We start from the raw sequence: 16,205 nt of genomic DNA, 5'->3' as shown, positions 1-16,205 counted from the left end.
TAAACTTGGGAGGTGTTAGTGTGAGAAAGTATCTGGCAATGCTTCTAATAACTGTATTGTCTGTAGCGCTGTTCGCAGTAAGCGGCGTATTGGTGATGGCTATCGAAACCGAACCTGTAGGATTCGATCCGACTCTTGTGACTGCTTTTGCTTCGCATAGAGTTCTTGAAAACGTCTATGACGGTCTCCTGAAATACGATGAGAACATGAACCTAATACCTAACCTTGCTGTAGACTTCGAAGTTGTCGATCCTTATACCATCGTGTTCGAGATCAGAGAAGGAGTCAAATTCCACAACGGAGAATCCCTAACCGTTGAAGATGTTTTGTTCACATTTGAAAGGATTAGAGACCCGGAAGTGAAAGCTCCCGCAGCCACTTACTATGGTGAAGTCGAATCTATAAAGGTCATAGAAGGCAACAAAGTCGAGTTCAAGTTGAAGATTCCAATGGCCTCTTCTCTCTTACCTAACTTTGCAGGTGTCAATAGCGCAATACTTTCGAAGAGTTTTGTAGAGTCAGGAGCAAATCTTCAGCTCGTGACGAATGGAACAGGCCCGTTCTTTATGGCCGAATTTGTAGCAGGTAACTACATAACGCTGAGAAAGAACACTGAGTACTTTGTGGAGGGACTTCCTTATCTAAGCGAAATAAAGATGATGATCATGCCTGAGGAGGTAACACGGGTCTCCGCGCTAAGAAACGGAGATGTCGATCTGGCAAAGATTAGCGAGCCGCTTAGTTTGAGACAACTGCCCTCAGACAGATTCAAGATATATAGAACACCTGTTCTAAGCTATTACTTGTTGGGGTTCAACACAACCAGAGGTCCTCTAAGTAAGCCAGAGGTTAGGAATGCTCTGAATTATGCAGTAAACAGAGAGATGATCGTCAAGGCGGTTGCATTCGACGAAGCAACTATAACAGGTCCTCTAAACCCGGAACTTGATTTTTGGGCGCTCCAGCCAAATGAGTTTGAGGAGTACACTTACAACCCAGCAAAGGCGAAACAGCTGCTAACGGAGGCAGGCTATCCAAATGGTTTTGAGTTTGAGATAGTTGCTGCCCAGAGATATAACTTCGACAAAGTTGCCCAAGTTATTCAAGCTCAGCTTGCAGAAGTTGGCGTCACAGCAAAGATAAACATTGTGGAATGGGGTATCTTCATTAGCAAATGGAGAGAAAGCGATTTCGATTCTTTCATTTCCATGAACAGCGGTTCTATTGATCCGGATATTCAGTTCAACAGGACCTTCAGAACCGGTGGATCAACCAATGTATTCCTTTACAGCAATCCCGAGGTCGATGAACTCCTTGACAGAGGAAGAAGCGAGTCGGATATTGTTGCAAGACAGAAGATCTATGGAGAGCTCCAGAAAAAGCTTGTGGAAGACTCACCGATTCTGTTCCTGTATTCGGCAAACACGATATTCGCTTCGAATAACGCTGTTGAAGGGTTCAGATCTCTGGCTAACGAGAGTCTTGTTTTCTTGAGAGAAACTCACAAAGAGTAATGAGCAGGTAGAGAATGGAGTTCGGATACATTGCCAGGAGGTTGCTTTCGGCAATCCCCACTGTTCTCTTAGTAACATTTTTGGTTTTCATTGCAATCCACATAGTTCCCGGCGATGTGGTGGACATGATGCTCGGAACTCAGAACTATCTTAGTGAAAGCCAAATAGAGCAGCTTTATACTGAATATGGTCTAGATAAGCCTTTAGTCGTTCAGTATGGAATATGGGTGAGAAACCTCCTTTCTTTCAATCTAGGAACTTCACTTAGAACGGGAAGAACCGTAACCGAACTAATTAGAGAGAGATTTCCCGTTACTCTTGAACTGTCATTATTCTCTCTTGGATTCGCTATGTTGTTTGGTATTCCAATGGGAATCATATCTGCAATCAAAAGAAATGGTTTCATTGACAATTTCGTAAGGATAATCGGCCTCATCGGTCTTTCGTCCCCATCCTTTTGGGTGGGGGCGATCTTCATAGTTCTCTTCTCAGGTACCTTTCACGGCTTCAATCTCTTTGGCTATGTAAGACCGGGAGTAGATCTAATCTCCAATCTTCAAGTGATGTTTCTTCCTTCGCTCACATTGGGTTTGATGGTTGCCGCCCAGATCTTAAGGATTACGAGAACCTCGATGCTGGACGTGTTGAATCAGGATTATGTTAGGACGGCAAGAGCAAAGGGGGTAAGTGTGCGAAATGTTATTTTTAAGCATTCACTGAGAAACGCTCTGGTTCCTGTGGTAACGCTTTCCGGCATTCAGCTTGGATATCTTCTTGGCGGGACAATCGTTATTGAGAATATGTTTGCGCTTCCGGGAATGGGAAGACTTCTTCTCAATGTAGTGAACGAAAGGGACTACCCAGTTGTTCAGGGAATTGTTCTTTTTATAGGTATTCTGATAGTTTTGTTGAACATAGCGGTAGACATAATATACACACTCATCGATCCTCGTGTCGAACTTCGGTAGGTGAGAGAGATTGCTTAATGTATTCAGAAGACTTATCAATAATCCAATTTACATAGTGAGTATGGCGATTATCATAGTTATAATCATGGTGACTCTGCTTCCTGGTTTGTTTGCTCCGTACGATCCGTATAAGATGAATATGGATTCTTTCATGAGCAAACCCACCTGGAGTCATCTGTTTGGTGGAGACCAGTTTGGAAGAGACGTGTTCTCAAGATCAATATATGGAGTTCAGAAGAGTGTGATCATTGCGTCCAGCGCAATTGCACTATCTGCTATTATAGGGACCTTGTTGGGACTCCTTTCCGGCTACATAGGCGGCTGGACTGATCTGATAATCATGAGGATCATGGACAGTTTTTTTGCCTTCCCTTCGTTGATACTGGCTCTCTTCATTATTGCACTATTTGGTTCAAGCATGGCCAATCTGATATTTGCAATAGGGTTGGTCTACGTCCCGATTTTTGCTAGGACTGTTAGGGGAGCCACTTTGTCTCTGAAGGACAGTCTATATGTAAAGGCATCAAAGGCGTTGGGAAAGAAGGGTATTTCAATAATGTTGACCGACATCCTTCCAAACATCTCCTCTATACTCATAGTCACTTTCACAACAAACGTATCAACTGCCCTTCTTACAGAAGCATCTCTTGGATTTCTTGGTCTTGGTTTACCTCCACCAGAACCTACTTTGGGAGGTATGGTAGGTCAAAGCACATCTTATCTACTTAGCGCACCATGGATCGTCCTCTTTCCCGGTCTTATGATCGCCATAATCGTACTGAGCCTGAATATTCTCGGAGATGGTCTTAGGGATGTGCTTGATCCAAGAATCAGCAGATAATTACCATCTGTAGGACCATAGGGTCGTGGAACTTGTGGATACGGCATCCACGTGTTTTTTGAGAGTCTCAATCTCTTCAGCGGTATCGATGAGTCCAGCGGCGACTATCGTTATGTCGGGTGCGTGTGCTCTGATCTTTGGGGCGATTTTCGCCGCAACAATTCCAGGGAGTATCTCAATATTTCTTACACCATTAGATACTATTTGCTGTATTCCTTTGTCAACGGCCCTCGAGTCAAGAACGAAGAACCTCAACAAGCTCTGATTCAAACCAACGTTAACGGCTTGCTTAAAAATCCTTAGTTTAGCCGTTATTATCCCATCTACCCCGCTCTTCTTAAGGTAGATAACGCTGTCTTCATCTCCAGAAAGTCCTGACACGAAATCGATATCAACAAATACCCTTTTGCCAGCAGATTTGAACTGGTCTATTCTCTCTTGAACTTCAAACAGGCCTCCATTGAGAAAAAAAACCGTCTCCGGTATAACGGCTTCCGGCCTCTCTTTTCTATCCCACAAAGCTGCAATGATTCCCTTAAGCATAGTAAACCTCCCTTAATCGATGATACAACATGTTCTGTAGATCGCTTATGTGCTCTTTGCTTTTAAGGTATCCCGTAATCTGAAAAAACATTTGTGATATAATTCGAGTAAACGTGGTAGAGTTTATGAGAAAACCACGCCATGAGTTGATGGCGTGGTTTTCTTTTTGGAGGTGCCGGGATGCAGGCGGTGGTTATTGGTGGTGGAGTTGTCGGTTCGCTAATTGCCCGAGAACTCACAAGATACAAAATTGAAGTCGTTCTGGTTGAGAAGTCCGAGGATATAGGTCAAGGCGTTACCAAGGCGAATTCGGCGATTTTGCATGGTGGTTACGATGATCCGCCAGATACTCTAAGAGCGAAACTTTGTGCCGCCGGGAATTCGATGTTTACCAGGCTTTCTGAAGAGCTAAAGTTTCCTGTTAAGAGGACAGGGTCACTTGTGGTCGCCAGAGGCAGAGACGAACTGCCAAGACTTGAGGAGCTCCTTGAAAACGGCATCAGAAATGGTGTGGAAGGACTCAGAATTGTTGAGAAGAGTGAACTGAAGAGTCTGGAACCATACATTTCTGATGAGTTCAACTTTGCACTTCTTTGCAGCAGTGCCGGTATTACCGAGCCATGGATGGTAGCTATCTCTTCATCGATAAACGTCTCTGAAAACGGAGGCAGAATAATCACAAGCGATGAGGTAGTGGGCGGTACTATGAGAAATGGGAGGATTGAGAAGGTTCTTCTAAGATCGGGAAGAAAGCTAAGGGCTGATTTAGTGATAAACGCTGCGGGGGTATTCTTCGAGAGAGTTGCATCAAGCTTCGGAGTTGATGTGCCTTCCGTTAAATTGAGAAAGGGAGAGTACATTCTTTTGGATAAGAAAGCAAGTTCGCTTGTAAATAGGATTATCTTTCCTCTCCCAACTGCCGAAGGGAAAGGAAGACTCGTTGTTCCAACGGTTGATGGAGGAGTTCTACTTGGTCCCACTTCTGTCGAGTTGCCGGGATTTACTCCTGAAGATGTAAGTACTACTTATGAGGGGCTGGTCTCTGTTAGAAATTCCGGGGAGTATCTGATCCCCGGAATAGACAATCCAGGCTGGTATGTCAAGTCTTTTGCCGGACTAAGACCGGAGACAGATCAGAAGGATTTCTACATAAGAAAGGCAGAAGAACTAGAGAACTTCATCACGGTTGGAGCCATCAGGTCTCCCGGATTAACTGCAGCACCGGCAATTGCAGAATATGTTGTGACTAGAATAGTCCCCGAAACAGGAATTCGCCTGGTCGAAAGAGATGATTTCGTTTCTAGCATCAAAGAGAGAGAGAGAATAAAAGAGCTTTCGTTTGAGCGAGTATCACAACTCATTGACAAGGATCCCGCCTATGGAAGGATAGTATGCCAGTGCAACGAGGTATCTGAGACAGAGGTGATTCAGGCAATAAGAGATGGAGCGAGGACTGTGGATGGAGTTAAGTTTAGAACAAGAGCTGGTTTTGGAAGATGTCAGGGCGGATTTTGCAGTTCAAGTATTGCCAGAATTCTGTCCAGAGAGCTGAAAAAAGACCTGTCGGAGATTAGACAGAACAATGAAAGAAGCTGGATAGTAAGCGAGAAGGTGAGACAATGAAGAGACTCATCACAGACGTACTTGTAATTGGCGGGGGAGCCGCAGGAATGGCCGGTGCCTTCAGCGCAGCGAAACAGGGTGTCAAAGTAACCCTGCTCGAAAGAGAGGCAGTAGTTGGCGGCGTCTTGAATCAGTGCATTCACAATGGTTTTGGACTTCAGTTTTATCATGAAGAACTTACTGGTCCGGAGTTTGCAGCTCGACTACAGAGTGAGATGAGTCAGGAAAGGGTAGATGTGATAGGTGAATCATATGTTCGGGAAATTGATGTCCGGAGGAAGGAAGCTTTGGTGTTGTCACCACAAGGTGCCTTCAAAATAGAGTCAAGGGCTCTCGTGATTTCGACCGGTGCAAGAGAGAGACCATTTGGGTCATTGCTGATACAAGGAGATAGACCTTCTGGGGTTCTGCCAGCTGGACTGGCACAGAGATTTGTCAATCTGGAGAACTATCTGCCGTCAAGACGTGCAGTTGTACTTGGTTCGGGGGATATTGGGTTGATAATGGCCAGAAGACTAACCCTTGAGGGTGTCGAGGTTGTGGCAGTAGTTGAGCGAATGCCGTATCCAGGTGGGCTTACGCGAAACATTGTTCAGTGTCTAGAGGACTATGGTATCCCGCTTCTTCTGTCGACAACGGTTACTGGCATTTATGGCAACGGAAGGCTTGAGGAAGTTGAGATCTCAAGAGTCGATGAGAAATTCACGCCTGTTCCTGGCACCTCGAAGAAATTGAAGACAGACACGCTGATTCTATCGGCAGGATTGTTGCCACAGGTTGAGGATTTCGATAATGATTTGATGATAGATCCTGTTAATCGAGGTTTCATCGTTTCCAATACCGGTGAAAGTAGCATAGAAGGTGTCTTCGCTGCAGGAAACAATGTGGCTGTGTTTGACCTGGTTGATTATGTGGCAGCTGAGGGTTGGATAGCTGGCCGACATGCTGCTCTTTTCTCGCTTGGTGAGAACACGTCAGGTGACCGAGTTCCGGTCATAAGAGGAGAAAACGTGGGAGTACTGGTTCCAAGCATTGTCGATATGGAAGAACACTTGAGATTGTACATAAGACTGAGGAAGCCCATGGATGAGGGAAGAGTAGTACTAAAGGAGTTGAACTACGAAAAGCGTTTTTCATACGGAGTTCCAAGTGAGATGATCCAAGTGGTCATAAACAAGGATAAGTTGGCTCCTCTCCTGGATGCAGGACAACTGACTGTAGAGGTGTTAACATGAAACGACATATTACCTGTGTGATCTGCCCCGTAGGTTGCAAGATATCTGTAAGAAAGAAGGATGAGAAATACGAAGTAACTGGTAACAAATGTCCAAGAGGTCAGGAATACGCACTCAATGAACTCGTAATGCCGAAACGAATACTTACAACCAGCGTGAGAGTTTTGAACGGGGAACTCCCTCTTGCTTCAGCGAAGACCACAGGCCCAATTGACAGAGCCCTAATACTCGAAAAGATGAGTTTAATCAGCAGAATAGCCGTTGAGGCGCCGGTGAAGATAGGGGACGTTTTGATAGATGACATCGACGGTGAGGGAACTTCACTTGTCGCTACTCGACCAGTTGGAAGAATCGAAACCTCCAATCAGTAGCTTTGGCTACTTGAAATAACTTTAGATTCGAGTTACAATAATTAATGTGTTCCAGCGTGGCTCAATGGCAGAGCATCCGGCTGTTAACCGGACGGTTGGGGGTTCGAGTCCCTCCGCTGGAGCCAGAACTCCCCTGTAAGGGGGAGTTTTCGTTATATCCAGCTCTGCCCTGGGACTTTCGGGAATAGCCTGGTTTTCAGGACGTTGTCAAGAGAGCATACATATCTGGCAAGTCTTTCGACTCCAATTCCACAACCCGCTGTTGGAATGAGTTCTCTCATTTCTGCTATCTCCATGTACCAGGCAAGTTCTTCGGGGTCAGTACCTCTGAATTCCATTCTGTTAATAATCCTTGGGTGTTCCCACTCTCTCTCTCCACCAGACAAGGTCTCTCCGAATCCTTTTGGAAGAATCAAGTCCATGTCTTTGAGTGTCTTCCCATCATCAGACAGGAGGTCGTAGAACTCCCTCTCCCATATTGGGAAGTCTATCAACCAGAAGGGTTCAGTGAAGCTGGAGGACAGAACGGTTTCGAAGTCTTTTCCATACTGTTCGTAAGCATCCATGAACTTCACTTTTGCGAATGGTCGGGAGGGTACTAAAGGGTCTGAAGACAGATACTCCAGTTCCCTTTTACAGCTCTCTTTAATTGTTGTAATTACGCTGGCAAGCAGATCTTCAACAAGTAACATCACGTCATCTCTGGACGCGTTCTTGATTTCCAGATCGATCTGACTGAATTCGAAAAGATGTTTTCCCGACAGCGCCTTCTCAGAAGTCTCTAGTCTCACGTTAGGAGATACTATGAAGATCCTGTCAAATGACTTGCATGCCAACTGCTTGTGGAAAATCATAGACTGCGTTAGACGATACTCCTGATCGTAATAACGAAACTTCGCGTTATGAACTTCATGGTTCAGTGGATCGGTTATTGGAGATACAACGGTGGGAAGAAGTTCCACAAAGCCTTTTCCCCGAAGGAAGTTGTTTGCTTCTCCCAGCAGTGCGGACTTAACTCTAACTGCCGATTTTACTTGCGGGTCTCTCAGGTGTTCCAGTATCCTTGTGCTTAGTCTCCCTGTGCTTTCCATTCTCTCACCCCTTATAAAAAAAAAGAAGGCCGATGGTTATCCATCGGCCTTTTAATCTTCTAAAAGCTACAAAAGCAAAGATTAACTGACCGATCCCGGCCAGGAATTATTATCGACTCCTCTATTCCCATATAAAGACTCATTATGAACCATAATCATTCCTCCTGATTGTTTGATTGTACCACCTGAAAAGTAACACGAAAAGCACGCTGTTTAAGATTTGTTGAAGTATCTTTGTTAAATAGCGCTCGATCGGTTTATAATATTAGCATGAATATCATTCCGATTTTCGTTCCACATGAGGGTTGCAGAACGCGGTGTACTTTCTGTAATGAACATTCGGCTACGGGAGTAAGTAGACTTCCCGATGAAGCCGAGGTTCGTGAAACTGTCGAGAGATACCTTTCGTTTTTCAGGGATCCCCATAAGGCAGAACTGGCTTTCTATGGCGGCACCTTTTCAGGTGAAGGCCGTCAGCAAATGTACCTTGAAATTGCAGACAGATTATTCAAGAAAGGAATCATTGGAGGTATAAGATTCTCCACCTCGCCGGGACTGCTTACTGAAGAGACGATTAATCGTATGAGATCTTACCCAATAACCTTTGTGGAATTAGGAGTTCAGTCATTCGACAACGATGTTCTGAGAAGGTGTCACAGAGATCATGGCACAAACGAGATTTACGAAGCCGCTCGATTATTGAGAAAGAATGGAATTGATTACGGGATCCATTTGATGACAGGATTATCTGGAGATTGCGAGGCGAAGGACATGTTCTCGACAAAGGAAGCAATCAGAGTCGGTGCATCTTGTGTGAGGCTTCATCCGGTCGTTGTACTGAAAGGATCGATTCTCGAAGAAGAGTATCATCTTGGAGGATTCACGCCGAAAGGAATTGAAGAGTCACTTGAGATTCTATGGAAGATGTATCTTTTGCTTTTGCTGTCTGAAGTGAAAGTTAGTAGAGTAGGGATCTGTCTTTACGGAAGACAGGTGGCAAATGTAGTTGCAGGTCCTTTTCACCCTGCTCTTGGGGAACTTGTCAGAGATAGGCTGATGTTTGAGATCTTAAGAGAGTTCTGCGTGCAGAATAATCGTCGCTCTCTTTGCCTTGATAGATCGAACAGCAAATGGTTCACAGGCCATAAGAAGGGAATTCTCGCAAGAGCATTTAGAGAGGGGATTTCAATCTCCTTTGTCGAGAATGGAGAGGATGTCGATTTGCCTTTCTACATGAAGTCTATCGGGGAAAGGATTCTGGGGGGAGTCTATGCTCAAGCTTGATTCAGTTTACATCAAGGGATTCAAGAGTTTTGCCATGCCGACGAAATTTGACGTATCATCGGGAATTACAGCTGTGGTCGGGCCGAATGGAAGCGGCAAGTCGAACGTTGTGGATGCAATAAGATGGATGTTCGGAGAACAGTCGATGAAGAACATCCGTGCTGACAGTAGAGAGGATGTGATCTTCAACGGTTCGGAGAGGTTTCCGCCATCAAACTCTGCTGAAGTAAGACTGGTGTTCGAGTCGGATGAAGGGACCTTCTCAATAGCAAGAGAGATTTCCAGGGACGGGCAGTCGATGTATAAAGTTAACGACAAGCAGTCTAGGCTGAGAGATATCAGAGAGTTGTTCCAGGGGACAGGAGTAGGGATGGATATCTACTCGATTGTTGGTCAGGGACAGGTTGATAAGGTCGTGACAGCCTCACCTTACGAGTTAAGGGCTCTCATTGAAGAGGCCGCAGGCACGGCTGTTTACAAGGAGAGGAAAAAGGAAGCACTCGGGAAACTGGCGGCAACCGAAGAGAATCTGAGCAGGCTTGAAGACATTATCTTCGAGCTTGGCAAGCAAAGGAAGTCGCTATATCTGAAAGCGAAGAGGGCAGAAAAGTTTGTTGAGTATTCTGCGAAACAAAAGGAACTCAAGAACCTTTACTTTGGCAATATCGCAAGACTGGAAGAAGAGAAGCTTATTAGTCTGAGAGAAAGATTTGACAAAGCACGAGATGAACTGAAGGATCTTCAGAAAAAGCTAATTGAAGGTGAATCGAACTGGTCGGCCCTGAGGGCGGAGTTTTCTGAGGTCGACAAAGAGATTGAGGGTTTTACGAAACTTCTTGAAGAATATAAAAAACGTCAGAATGACTTGCTCGAGCTTAAAGAAATGTACACTCGAAGATTGAGTGAGAAAGAGAACCGACTAATTGAAGTCTCCACTAGGATAGATAATTTCAGATCGGAAATCGATGATCTCGATAAGAGAAAGGATGAGATCAAACTGATTATTGATAGTCTTGAGCAGCAGATCTCTGATGAAGAAGCCGCCCTTTCCTCTTCTGAAGAAGAGAGAGACTCGCTGGTGAAGAATTACAGTGCGCGTGAACGAGAATGGCTGAAACACCAGGAGAGTTTTGAGTCAATCTCGAAAAGGCTTTCCAAGATAGAGAATGAGCTTGAGAGACTCGATAACAGCCGTGAGGATACGGGCAAGAGACTAAGGTTAATCGAGAGTCAGCTTGAAGCTAAGAGCGCGAGGTTTGAGACTCTCAAAGATGAGACTGAATCACTCGCCAAACAAGGTAAGGAAAGCACCGAGAAGCAGCGCGAAGTTGAGAGAGATATTGGTGCGTCAAGAGAACGTCTGAATGAACTAGATACGGAGCTTGAGAAAGCAAGAGAGAAACTCTCTAAAGATGAAAATGAGTTAAGGCGTTCTCAAATGGAAAGATCCCTACTTGAAAGACAACAGGAAGAGTATCAGGGTTTTTCCAAGGCTGTGAGAGAGGTATTCTCGAGAAAGGATAGTTTTGCAGGCCTGAGAGATGTGGTTGCGAATCTCATCCAGGTACCAGAATCATACGAAACTGCGATAACTATTCTTCTCGGTTATAGAATGCAAGATATCGTGGTTGATGATTCCATAACCGCAAAGAGAGTCATCGAGTTTCTCAAGACATATAAGATCGGCCGTGTTACGTTGCTTCCTATGGACATGATTGAAGGGAACTTCAGGAACTTCACCAAAGTGGAGTCGCATCCTGGATTCATAAACTACGCAGCCAGATTGGTTGATATTCCCTTTGGCTTCGAGAAGCTCCCGGTGTATCTCTTTGCGAATTCAGTTGTCGCCAGAAGTTTGGATGATGCAATCGAGATGAGGAAGGAAGCAGGCTTCTCGGGAAGAATAGTCTCTGTTGACGGTCAATTGTTGAGTGCTGGCGGTTCGATTACTGGTGGCTTCATTGGGGAAGAGACGAGAACCGATTTGCTTTCGAGAAAACGAAGAATTCAAGAGCTTCTAGAGAGAGAAACGGAACTTGTGAAAGAGATCCAGCTCGGTGGTAAGCAGATAGGTAGACTGAAAGATGAGACTATTGAAGTTCGCGGCTACCTCAAGACATTGCAGGAAGAGCTGAACGAACTTGCCTCCAAAGGGGCCGCGATAAACAGAATGATTAGTGAGCTCCTTAAATCTGCACAGGAAGTTGAAGAGGAGATATCGGAACTAACTAAGCTCGAGAATGAGTATACAAGAAGGTTGGAGGAGAATTCGAGAAAGAAGGAGCTTCTTGTTGGAGAGCAGACTTCTCTGAGAGAAGAACGATTGGATTTGGAAAGGAAAGTCGAGGCCGAATCCGAAGAGTTGAAGAAACAGAAAAAGGCTCTTGAACAGCTCCAAGAGACAATAGTAGACACTAGATTAAGGCTTTCAACTCTATATGAGAAACACGAACAGTTTACGAAGGAACACGCATCTCTAATTCAGAAGAAGAAGAACGATCAGGAAAGTATTGAGCTCCTGTCTAGGGAGGTAACTGAGCTTGAGTCGGAGACAGAACGCCTAAGAAAGCAAGTAGCCGATCAGGAACGGGAGCTTTCATCGGTCAAGAAGGAAACAGAGAATCTCTTCTCCAGCATTAGATATCAAAGAGAGGGGAAGGAGCAAAGACTATCAGCCCTTCAGGAGGCCGAAGAAGAGATTAACAGGTTGAAGGATGAAAGAGAGAAGCTTCGTGAGCAATCTCATCAAATCGAAATGCATATTCAGGAAAGTGAAATGAAGCTCTCAAGGGTAAGAGAAGAGTTTGAAGAAGATGCGAGCGAGATTCAGATCCTGTCAGAAGAGAACCTTAAAGATGTAAAAGTGGAGCTTGATGATTACGAAAACAAGCTGAAGTTTCTTGGCAGTGTTGATCTTGAGGCAATAGACGAGTATGGAGTTGTGGACAAAGAGTATCAGGAACTCGATGAGCAGAAGCGAGATCTGGAAGAGGCCAAGGTGAAGTTGATAGAGCTGATTGATAAAACTGATGCGAAGGCCAAGAACATTTTCATGGAGACGTTCAACAACGTGAACAGTAACTTCAGCCATTACATTCAGGAGATTTTTGACGGTGGGGAAGGAGAAATCAAAATCATCCCGGGTGAAGATCTTCTTGAGACCGGTTTGGAAATAACTGTAAGGAGGCCCGGAAGGAAAGTTCAGAAGCTGCAACTTCTCTCTGGAGGAGAGAAAGCACTTGTCGGTATTGCACTAGTGTTCTCCTTATTGAGTATAAAGCCCAGCCCCTTCTACGTTTTAGACGAGGTAGATGCTCCTCTTGATGACTTCAATGCGGAGAGGTTCAGGGTGCTGTTGAGAAAGCATGCTACCGATACTCAGTTTCTTGTTGTCACCCACAACAAACTTGTTATGGAAGTTGCCAACGTTCTTCACGGAGTTACGATGACAGATGGTCTCTCAAGAGTTATTCCAGTAGAGCTTAAATCGGTTGAGACTGTAATCGGTTAATCTTTTCCGTTTGTAGAAGTCAAATGACTAGACTCCCTTGAAATAACTACAAGCATTCCAATACCAATGAGTGCTGATCCCGAGAAGAACATAAGAGAGGGGGAGTTCTTTAGAAAGAGTATATCTGCAATGATCGTGAACACAGGAATGGTGTAGACCCAGAGAGTTGCTGCCTTGCCGCCCCAAAGATTTATGCCTTTGTTCCACATTATGTACCCAAGAGCGGAGGCGAATACACTAAGAAAGAGAATCCCTCTTACTGCACCTTGAGAAAACTCAACGGGTTTGTTTAGAATGAACACCTCAGTTACCACGAGAGGTGATGAAAAGAGAAGACCCCAAAGCATTATTTCCAGAGTAGTCCATATTGAGCTGTTGTGTATCTTCTCGTAGAAAAAGGTGTAGGCAGCCCATGAAACTGCAGCCCCAAAGGAGAGGAGATTTCCAACTGTACTAGAGCCTTCGGAGAATCTCCCTGAGAAGATGATTACAAAGAGTCCGGCAAAAGCTACTAAACCCCCAAAATACTCCAAGAAATCGAATCGCTTCGTAGCAACATCGTAGAGAATTATTGTCAGAATCGGTGCCGTGGAGACGATGAGAGAAGCATCAGAAGCGTTCGTCAAAGTCAGTCCGTAGTTTTCAAACAGGAAATAGAACGTGATTCCGAATAATCCAGCCAAAGCAGCATTCTTGTGATCGACGGTCCTAAACGAACCTCTTTTCCGTGTAGACAACGGAAAGAGTATACCGACCGCTATGGAGAATCTTATATACGCTAGTAGCATTGGTGGCAGTGATTCAACGGCCACCTTCGTAAATATATACGATCCTCCCCAGATCATAGCTGTCGCTGCAAGAATCACGAGACCGAAAGATCTTTTTTTTGTTCTTCTCATACTCTCTTGTATGGGGAGTAATCTGCGTTGGATCTAGAGATCACAGGTTCAAGTATTAGAGCCTCGTATGGGTGAAGGTCAATACTTATCGTCCCAAAGGATGCACTAAAGGCCTTTCCTGCAATAGTGTCTTTCATCTCCGTTCCATTCATGAGAAAGCCCTCTTGCAGAAATACTCTTGACCTTACATTCTTTTCTGTAGGATTTACGATGCAGACTAAAAGATCATCAACAATTCCAGTTGTTCTCTTGAATGAGATTAGAGAATGATCAGAGCTGACTAGAGGTTTGAAGTCGCCCGACCGGAGAGATGGTTTGCTTGAACGAATGGTGTTCAGAGTCTTGTATAAGTTCAAGGTCTCAATCTCCTGGCTCGTGTGCTCCCACTTCATTGGTGCCCTATTCTCCGGATCGTTGCCTCCTTCCATACCTAACTCTTCCCCATAGTAGATCAAAGGGACGCCCGGAAGGCAATACTGGAGAATCAACGCTGCTTTGATTCTGTCTATGGATCCAAGCTCGTTCTTCAGTCTCGGTACATCGTGTGAAGAAAGGACAGTCCAGGACTTCGACAGGAATTCCAGGCCTGCATCTCTAACTGCATCATTAATAATGTTAACTGCATCTTTCCCTGAAACAAAACCGTTCAGAGCTTCCCATATTATCAACCTGAAGTAGTAGTTCATAAGCCCATCAAGACCCGATCGCTCCGGCCAGCTCCCTGGGTAATTCCATATCTCACCAATCACGCACGAATCAGGTCTAGCAAATCTTGTTCTTTCGACTATTTCCTTCAGAATTTCAGGACCCAGATCATATGCAACGTCTAGCCTCCAGCCATCGATTCCCATGTTGAGCCAATGACGTAACACTGATTCCTCTCCCTTGAAAATGATTTCCGCAAGATCGGGGTTCTCCAGGTTCAGTTCGACAAGATTACCGGAATTCATCCAACCCCTGAATCCCTTCTCTCCCCTTATGAAGTACTCCATCAGTCTTTCGTTGCCTTGAAAAGCCCCCGGTTCATCGAAGATCTCCAGCCCGTTGAACCACCTTCCAGCAATGCCAGCATGATTAAACACTCCGTCAAGTACAACTCTAATTCCCCTTGCGTGGGCACTCTCAATTAGGGCAACAAAGTCTTCTTCAGTGCCAAGATCGGGGTCGATAGCGAAGTAATCAATTGTGTCGTACTTATGATTTGTGTGAGCCCAGAATACCGGATTCAAGTAAACGGTGTTTGCTCCAAGCTCCTTGATGTAATCAAGTTTTTCGACTATGCCGATCAAGTCTCCTCCCCAAAAATCATACTGGTGACTTCCGTCAATTGAAGGGAGAGGTCTTTCTTCCCAACTTTTGACCTTTTGTTTGGGGAGCGAATAGTACCCTTCCTCTTTCTTCTGAAAGACAGTCTTTCCATTGCCCAAATTGAATCTATCGGGGAGCACCTGATATACAATTGCATCCTTCTTCCAGTCTCTCATCTTCTCTCCTCTAGCAGCTCATTGGCATACGCGAGGTATACCATTCCAAGAAAGATATTGTTTCTTACAGACCAGAGTTCTTCAGGCTTGATGTTTATTTGAGATTGCCTTAACCATGAATTCAGAGTCCAGAGAGTCATCTCGTAGATTTGCATGAGTCCTCTCGAATAGACGTATGATGAAAAGGATTCGTCGATGCTTCTCTCTTCCATCAAAGCAAATGGATTCAATGATGACTCAACTGTCATAATAGACAGTACCACCGCCGGATCGAGCTTGGAGAGATCTAGAGTACGAACTCTTCCACCGATAATAATCTCTACCTTCGTACCGCCGAACTCGACAAGCGAATCGTAGATCTCCTCTGAAAGGCGTCTTCTAAAGAGATCCGATCTATCGGAAAGCAATTTGCTGGATTCAATCAACGAAGCTACTTTTCTTTCTAGATCAGGATACTCCTTTTTCGTTCTGGCCTGTGTAAGCTTTGTAAGGGCGGAGTTATATTCGAAAATCCTTTCTTCAGGCAGATTATGCATTCTAATCGAATTGTTTAACATTAGTTCGTTTGAAGGGTTCTTGTTGGTGAAGTAGCTGTAGGCATCAAGTACTCGATCATCATACAAGTAGGTGGGGCTATTGAGAAAAGTCTTGTAATCAGCGCCCAAGCCTGCATTGTAGAGGACAGACAGAGCTGCAACTCTCTCGAGCTTGTTCTTTTCGCCTAGAGAAGTGAGTATTAGTGCAATAGTGATTATCGAGGCAAGCAGAATCATTAGCACAATTAGATCAGTCTTCTTACCTTTGTCCATAGTCCACCTCTCGGCAATTATAGCAGAGAAAA

The 16,205-nt window shown here is 44.8% G+C and carries 13 protein-coding genes and 1 tRNA gene; 9 read left to right on the top strand and 5 right to left on the bottom strand.

What is annotated here, in order from left to right:
* The first annotated feature begins 20 nt into the window (after window positions 1-20).
* Genes B3K91_RS13285 through B3K91_RS13275 form a run of 3 tightly spaced genes read left to right on the top strand, consistent with a single transcriptional unit; the run spans window position 21 to window position 3,323 of the window.
* The gene (locus tag B3K91_RS13285) at window positions 21-1,514 is read left to right on the top strand and encodes an ABC transporter substrate-binding protein (RefSeq protein WP_214078416.1); all 1,494 of its coding nucleotides are present in this window, start codon (window positions 21-23) and stop codon (window positions 1,512-1,514) included.
* 14 nt (window positions 1,515-1,528) lie between these two features.
* Window positions 1,529-2,482: an ABC transporter permease gene (locus B3K91_RS13280; RefSeq protein ID WP_214061124.1), complete on the top strand. Its 954-nt coding sequence runs from the start codon at window positions 1,529-1,531 to the stop codon at window positions 2,480-2,482.
* A 10-nt stretch (window positions 2,483-2,492) separates the two neighbouring features.
* Window positions 2,493-3,323, top strand: a complete 831-nt coding sequence (locus B3K91_RS13275) for an ABC transporter permease (RefSeq protein WP_214078415.1) — start codon at window positions 2,493-2,495, stop codon at window positions 3,321-3,323.
* On the opposite strand, the gene B3K91_RS13270 is transcribed toward B3K91_RS13275, so the two are convergent.
* Complete coding sequence (locus B3K91_RS13270; protein ID WP_214061122.1) at window positions 3,324-3,866, bottom strand: glycerol-3-phosphate responsive antiterminator; 543 nt, start codon at window positions 3,864-3,866, stop codon at window positions 3,324-3,326.
* 180 nt (window positions 3,867-4,046) lie between these two features.
* Here B3K91_RS13270 and B3K91_RS13265 point away from each other — a divergent pair, with 180 nt between their 5' ends.
* From B3K91_RS13265 to B3K91_RS13250, 4 genes are all read left to right on the top strand, one after another.
* Window positions 4,047-5,489, top strand: a complete 1,443-nt coding sequence (locus B3K91_RS13265) for an NAD(P)/FAD-dependent oxidoreductase (RefSeq protein ID WP_214078414.1) — start codon at window positions 4,047-4,049, stop codon at window positions 5,487-5,489.
* Window positions 5,486-6,724, top strand: a complete 1,239-nt coding sequence (locus tag B3K91_RS13260; protein ID WP_214078413.1) for an NAD(P)/FAD-dependent oxidoreductase — start codon at window positions 5,486-5,488, stop codon at window positions 6,722-6,724. The genes B3K91_RS13265 and B3K91_RS13260 overlap by 4 nt, the downstream gene beginning before the upstream one ends.
* The gene (locus B3K91_RS13255) at window positions 6,721-7,095 is read left to right on the top strand and encodes a DUF1667 domain-containing protein (protein WP_214061120.1); all 375 of its coding nucleotides are present in this window, start codon (window positions 6,721-6,723) and stop codon (window positions 7,093-7,095) included. The genes B3K91_RS13260 and B3K91_RS13255 overlap by 4 nt, the downstream gene beginning before the upstream one ends.
* A 50-nt stretch (window positions 7,096-7,145) precedes the next feature.
* Window positions 7,146-7,220, top strand: a tRNA-Asn gene (locus tag B3K91_RS13250).
* Between the two features lie 27 nt (window positions 7,221-7,247).
* Here B3K91_RS13250 and B3K91_RS13245 read toward each other — a convergent pair.
* Window positions 7,248-8,186, bottom strand: coding sequence for an asparagine synthetase A (locus tag B3K91_RS13245; protein ID WP_292595383.1), 939 nt, complete (start codon window positions 8,184-8,186; stop codon window positions 7,248-7,250).
* A 234-nt stretch (window positions 8,187-8,420) separates the two neighbouring features.
* Here B3K91_RS13245 and B3K91_RS13240 point away from each other — a divergent pair, with 234 nt between their 5' ends.
* The gene (locus B3K91_RS13240) at window positions 8,421-9,470 is read left to right on the top strand and encodes an elongator complex protein 3 (protein WP_292595380.1); all 1,050 of its coding nucleotides are present in this window, start codon (window positions 8,421-8,423) and stop codon (window positions 9,468-9,470) included.
* On the top strand, window positions 9,457-12,981 hold the full coding sequence (gene smc, locus B3K91_RS13235) for a chromosome segregation protein SMC (RefSeq protein WP_214078411.1): 3,525 nt from the start codon (window positions 9,457-9,459) through the stop codon (window positions 12,979-12,981). The genes B3K91_RS13240 and smc overlap by 14 nt, the downstream gene beginning before the upstream one ends.
* On the opposite strand, the gene B3K91_RS13230 is transcribed toward smc, so the two are convergent.
* From B3K91_RS13230 to B3K91_RS13220, 3 genes are read right to left on the bottom strand one after another with little or no spacing between them, the layout of a single operon-like run.
* On the bottom strand, window positions 12,978-13,880 hold the full coding sequence (locus B3K91_RS13230) for a DMT family transporter (protein ID WP_214061117.1): 903 nt from the start codon (window positions 13,878-13,880) through the stop codon (window positions 12,978-12,980). The two genes, smc and B3K91_RS13230, sit on opposite strands and share 4 nt — an antisense overlap.
* Entirely contained in the window at window positions 13,877-15,364 is a 1,488-nt protein-coding gene (locus B3K91_RS13225; RefSeq protein WP_214078410.1) for a glycoside hydrolase family 13 protein, read from the bottom strand. Before B3K91_RS13225 ends, B3K91_RS13230 begins: the two co-directional genes overlap by 4 nt.
* On the bottom strand, window positions 15,361-16,173 hold the full coding sequence (locus B3K91_RS13220; protein ID WP_214078409.1) for a transglycosylase SLT domain-containing protein: 813 nt from the start codon (window positions 16,171-16,173) through the stop codon (window positions 15,361-15,363). Before B3K91_RS13220 ends, B3K91_RS13225 begins: the two co-directional genes overlap by 4 nt.
* Between the last annotated feature and the right edge of the window lie 32 nt (window positions 16,174-16,205).

It is taken from the genome of Mesotoga sp. UBA5847 (assembly GCF_002432735.1).
Taxonomy (GTDB): domain Bacteria; phylum Thermotogota; class Thermotogae; order Petrotogales; family Kosmotogaceae; genus Mesotoga.
The sequence above is the reverse complement of the archived record's forward strand: the minus strand, read 5'-3'. Positions and strand labels throughout refer to the sequence as shown.

Excerpts from the sequence above, each read along its gene's own strand:
- B3K91_RS13280 (WP_214061124.1), top strand. The coding sequence starts at position 1,529 with ATGGAGTTCGGATACATTGCCAGGAGGTTGCTTTCGGCAATCCCCACT.
- B3K91_RS13270 (WP_214061122.1), bottom strand. The coding sequence starts at position 3,866 with ATGCTTAAGGGAATCATTGCAGCTTTGTGGGATAGAAAAGAGAGGCCG.
- B3K91_RS13265 (WP_214078414.1), top strand. The coding sequence starts at position 4,047 with ATGCAGGCGGTGGTTATTGGTGGTGGAGTTGTCGGTTCGCTAATTGCC.
- B3K91_RS13260 (WP_214078413.1), top strand. The coding sequence starts at position 5,486 with ATGAAGAGACTCATCACAGACGTACTTGTAATTGGCGGGGGAGCCGCA.
- B3K91_RS13255 (WP_214061120.1), top strand. The coding sequence starts at position 6,721 with ATGAAACGACATATTACCTGTGTGATCTGCCCCGTAGGTTGCAAGATA.
- B3K91_RS13245 (WP_292595383.1), bottom strand. The coding sequence starts at position 8,186 with ATGGAAAGCACAGGGAGACTAAGCACAAGGATACTGGAACACCTGAGA.
- smc (WP_214078411.1), top strand. The coding sequence starts at position 9,457 with ATGCTCAAGCTTGATTCAGTTTACATCAAGGGATTCAAGAGTTTTGCC.
- B3K91_RS13230 (WP_214061117.1), bottom strand. The coding sequence starts at position 13,880 with ATGAGAAGAACAAAAAAAAGATCTTTCGGTCTCGTGATTCTTGCAGCG.
- B3K91_RS13225 (WP_214078410.1), bottom strand. The coding sequence starts at position 15,364 with ATGAGAGACTGGAAGAAGGATGCAATTGTATATCAGGTGCTCCCCGAT.
- B3K91_RS13220 (WP_214078409.1), bottom strand. The coding sequence starts at position 16,173 with ATGGACAAAGGTAAGAAGACTGATCTAATTGTGCTAATGATTCTGCTT.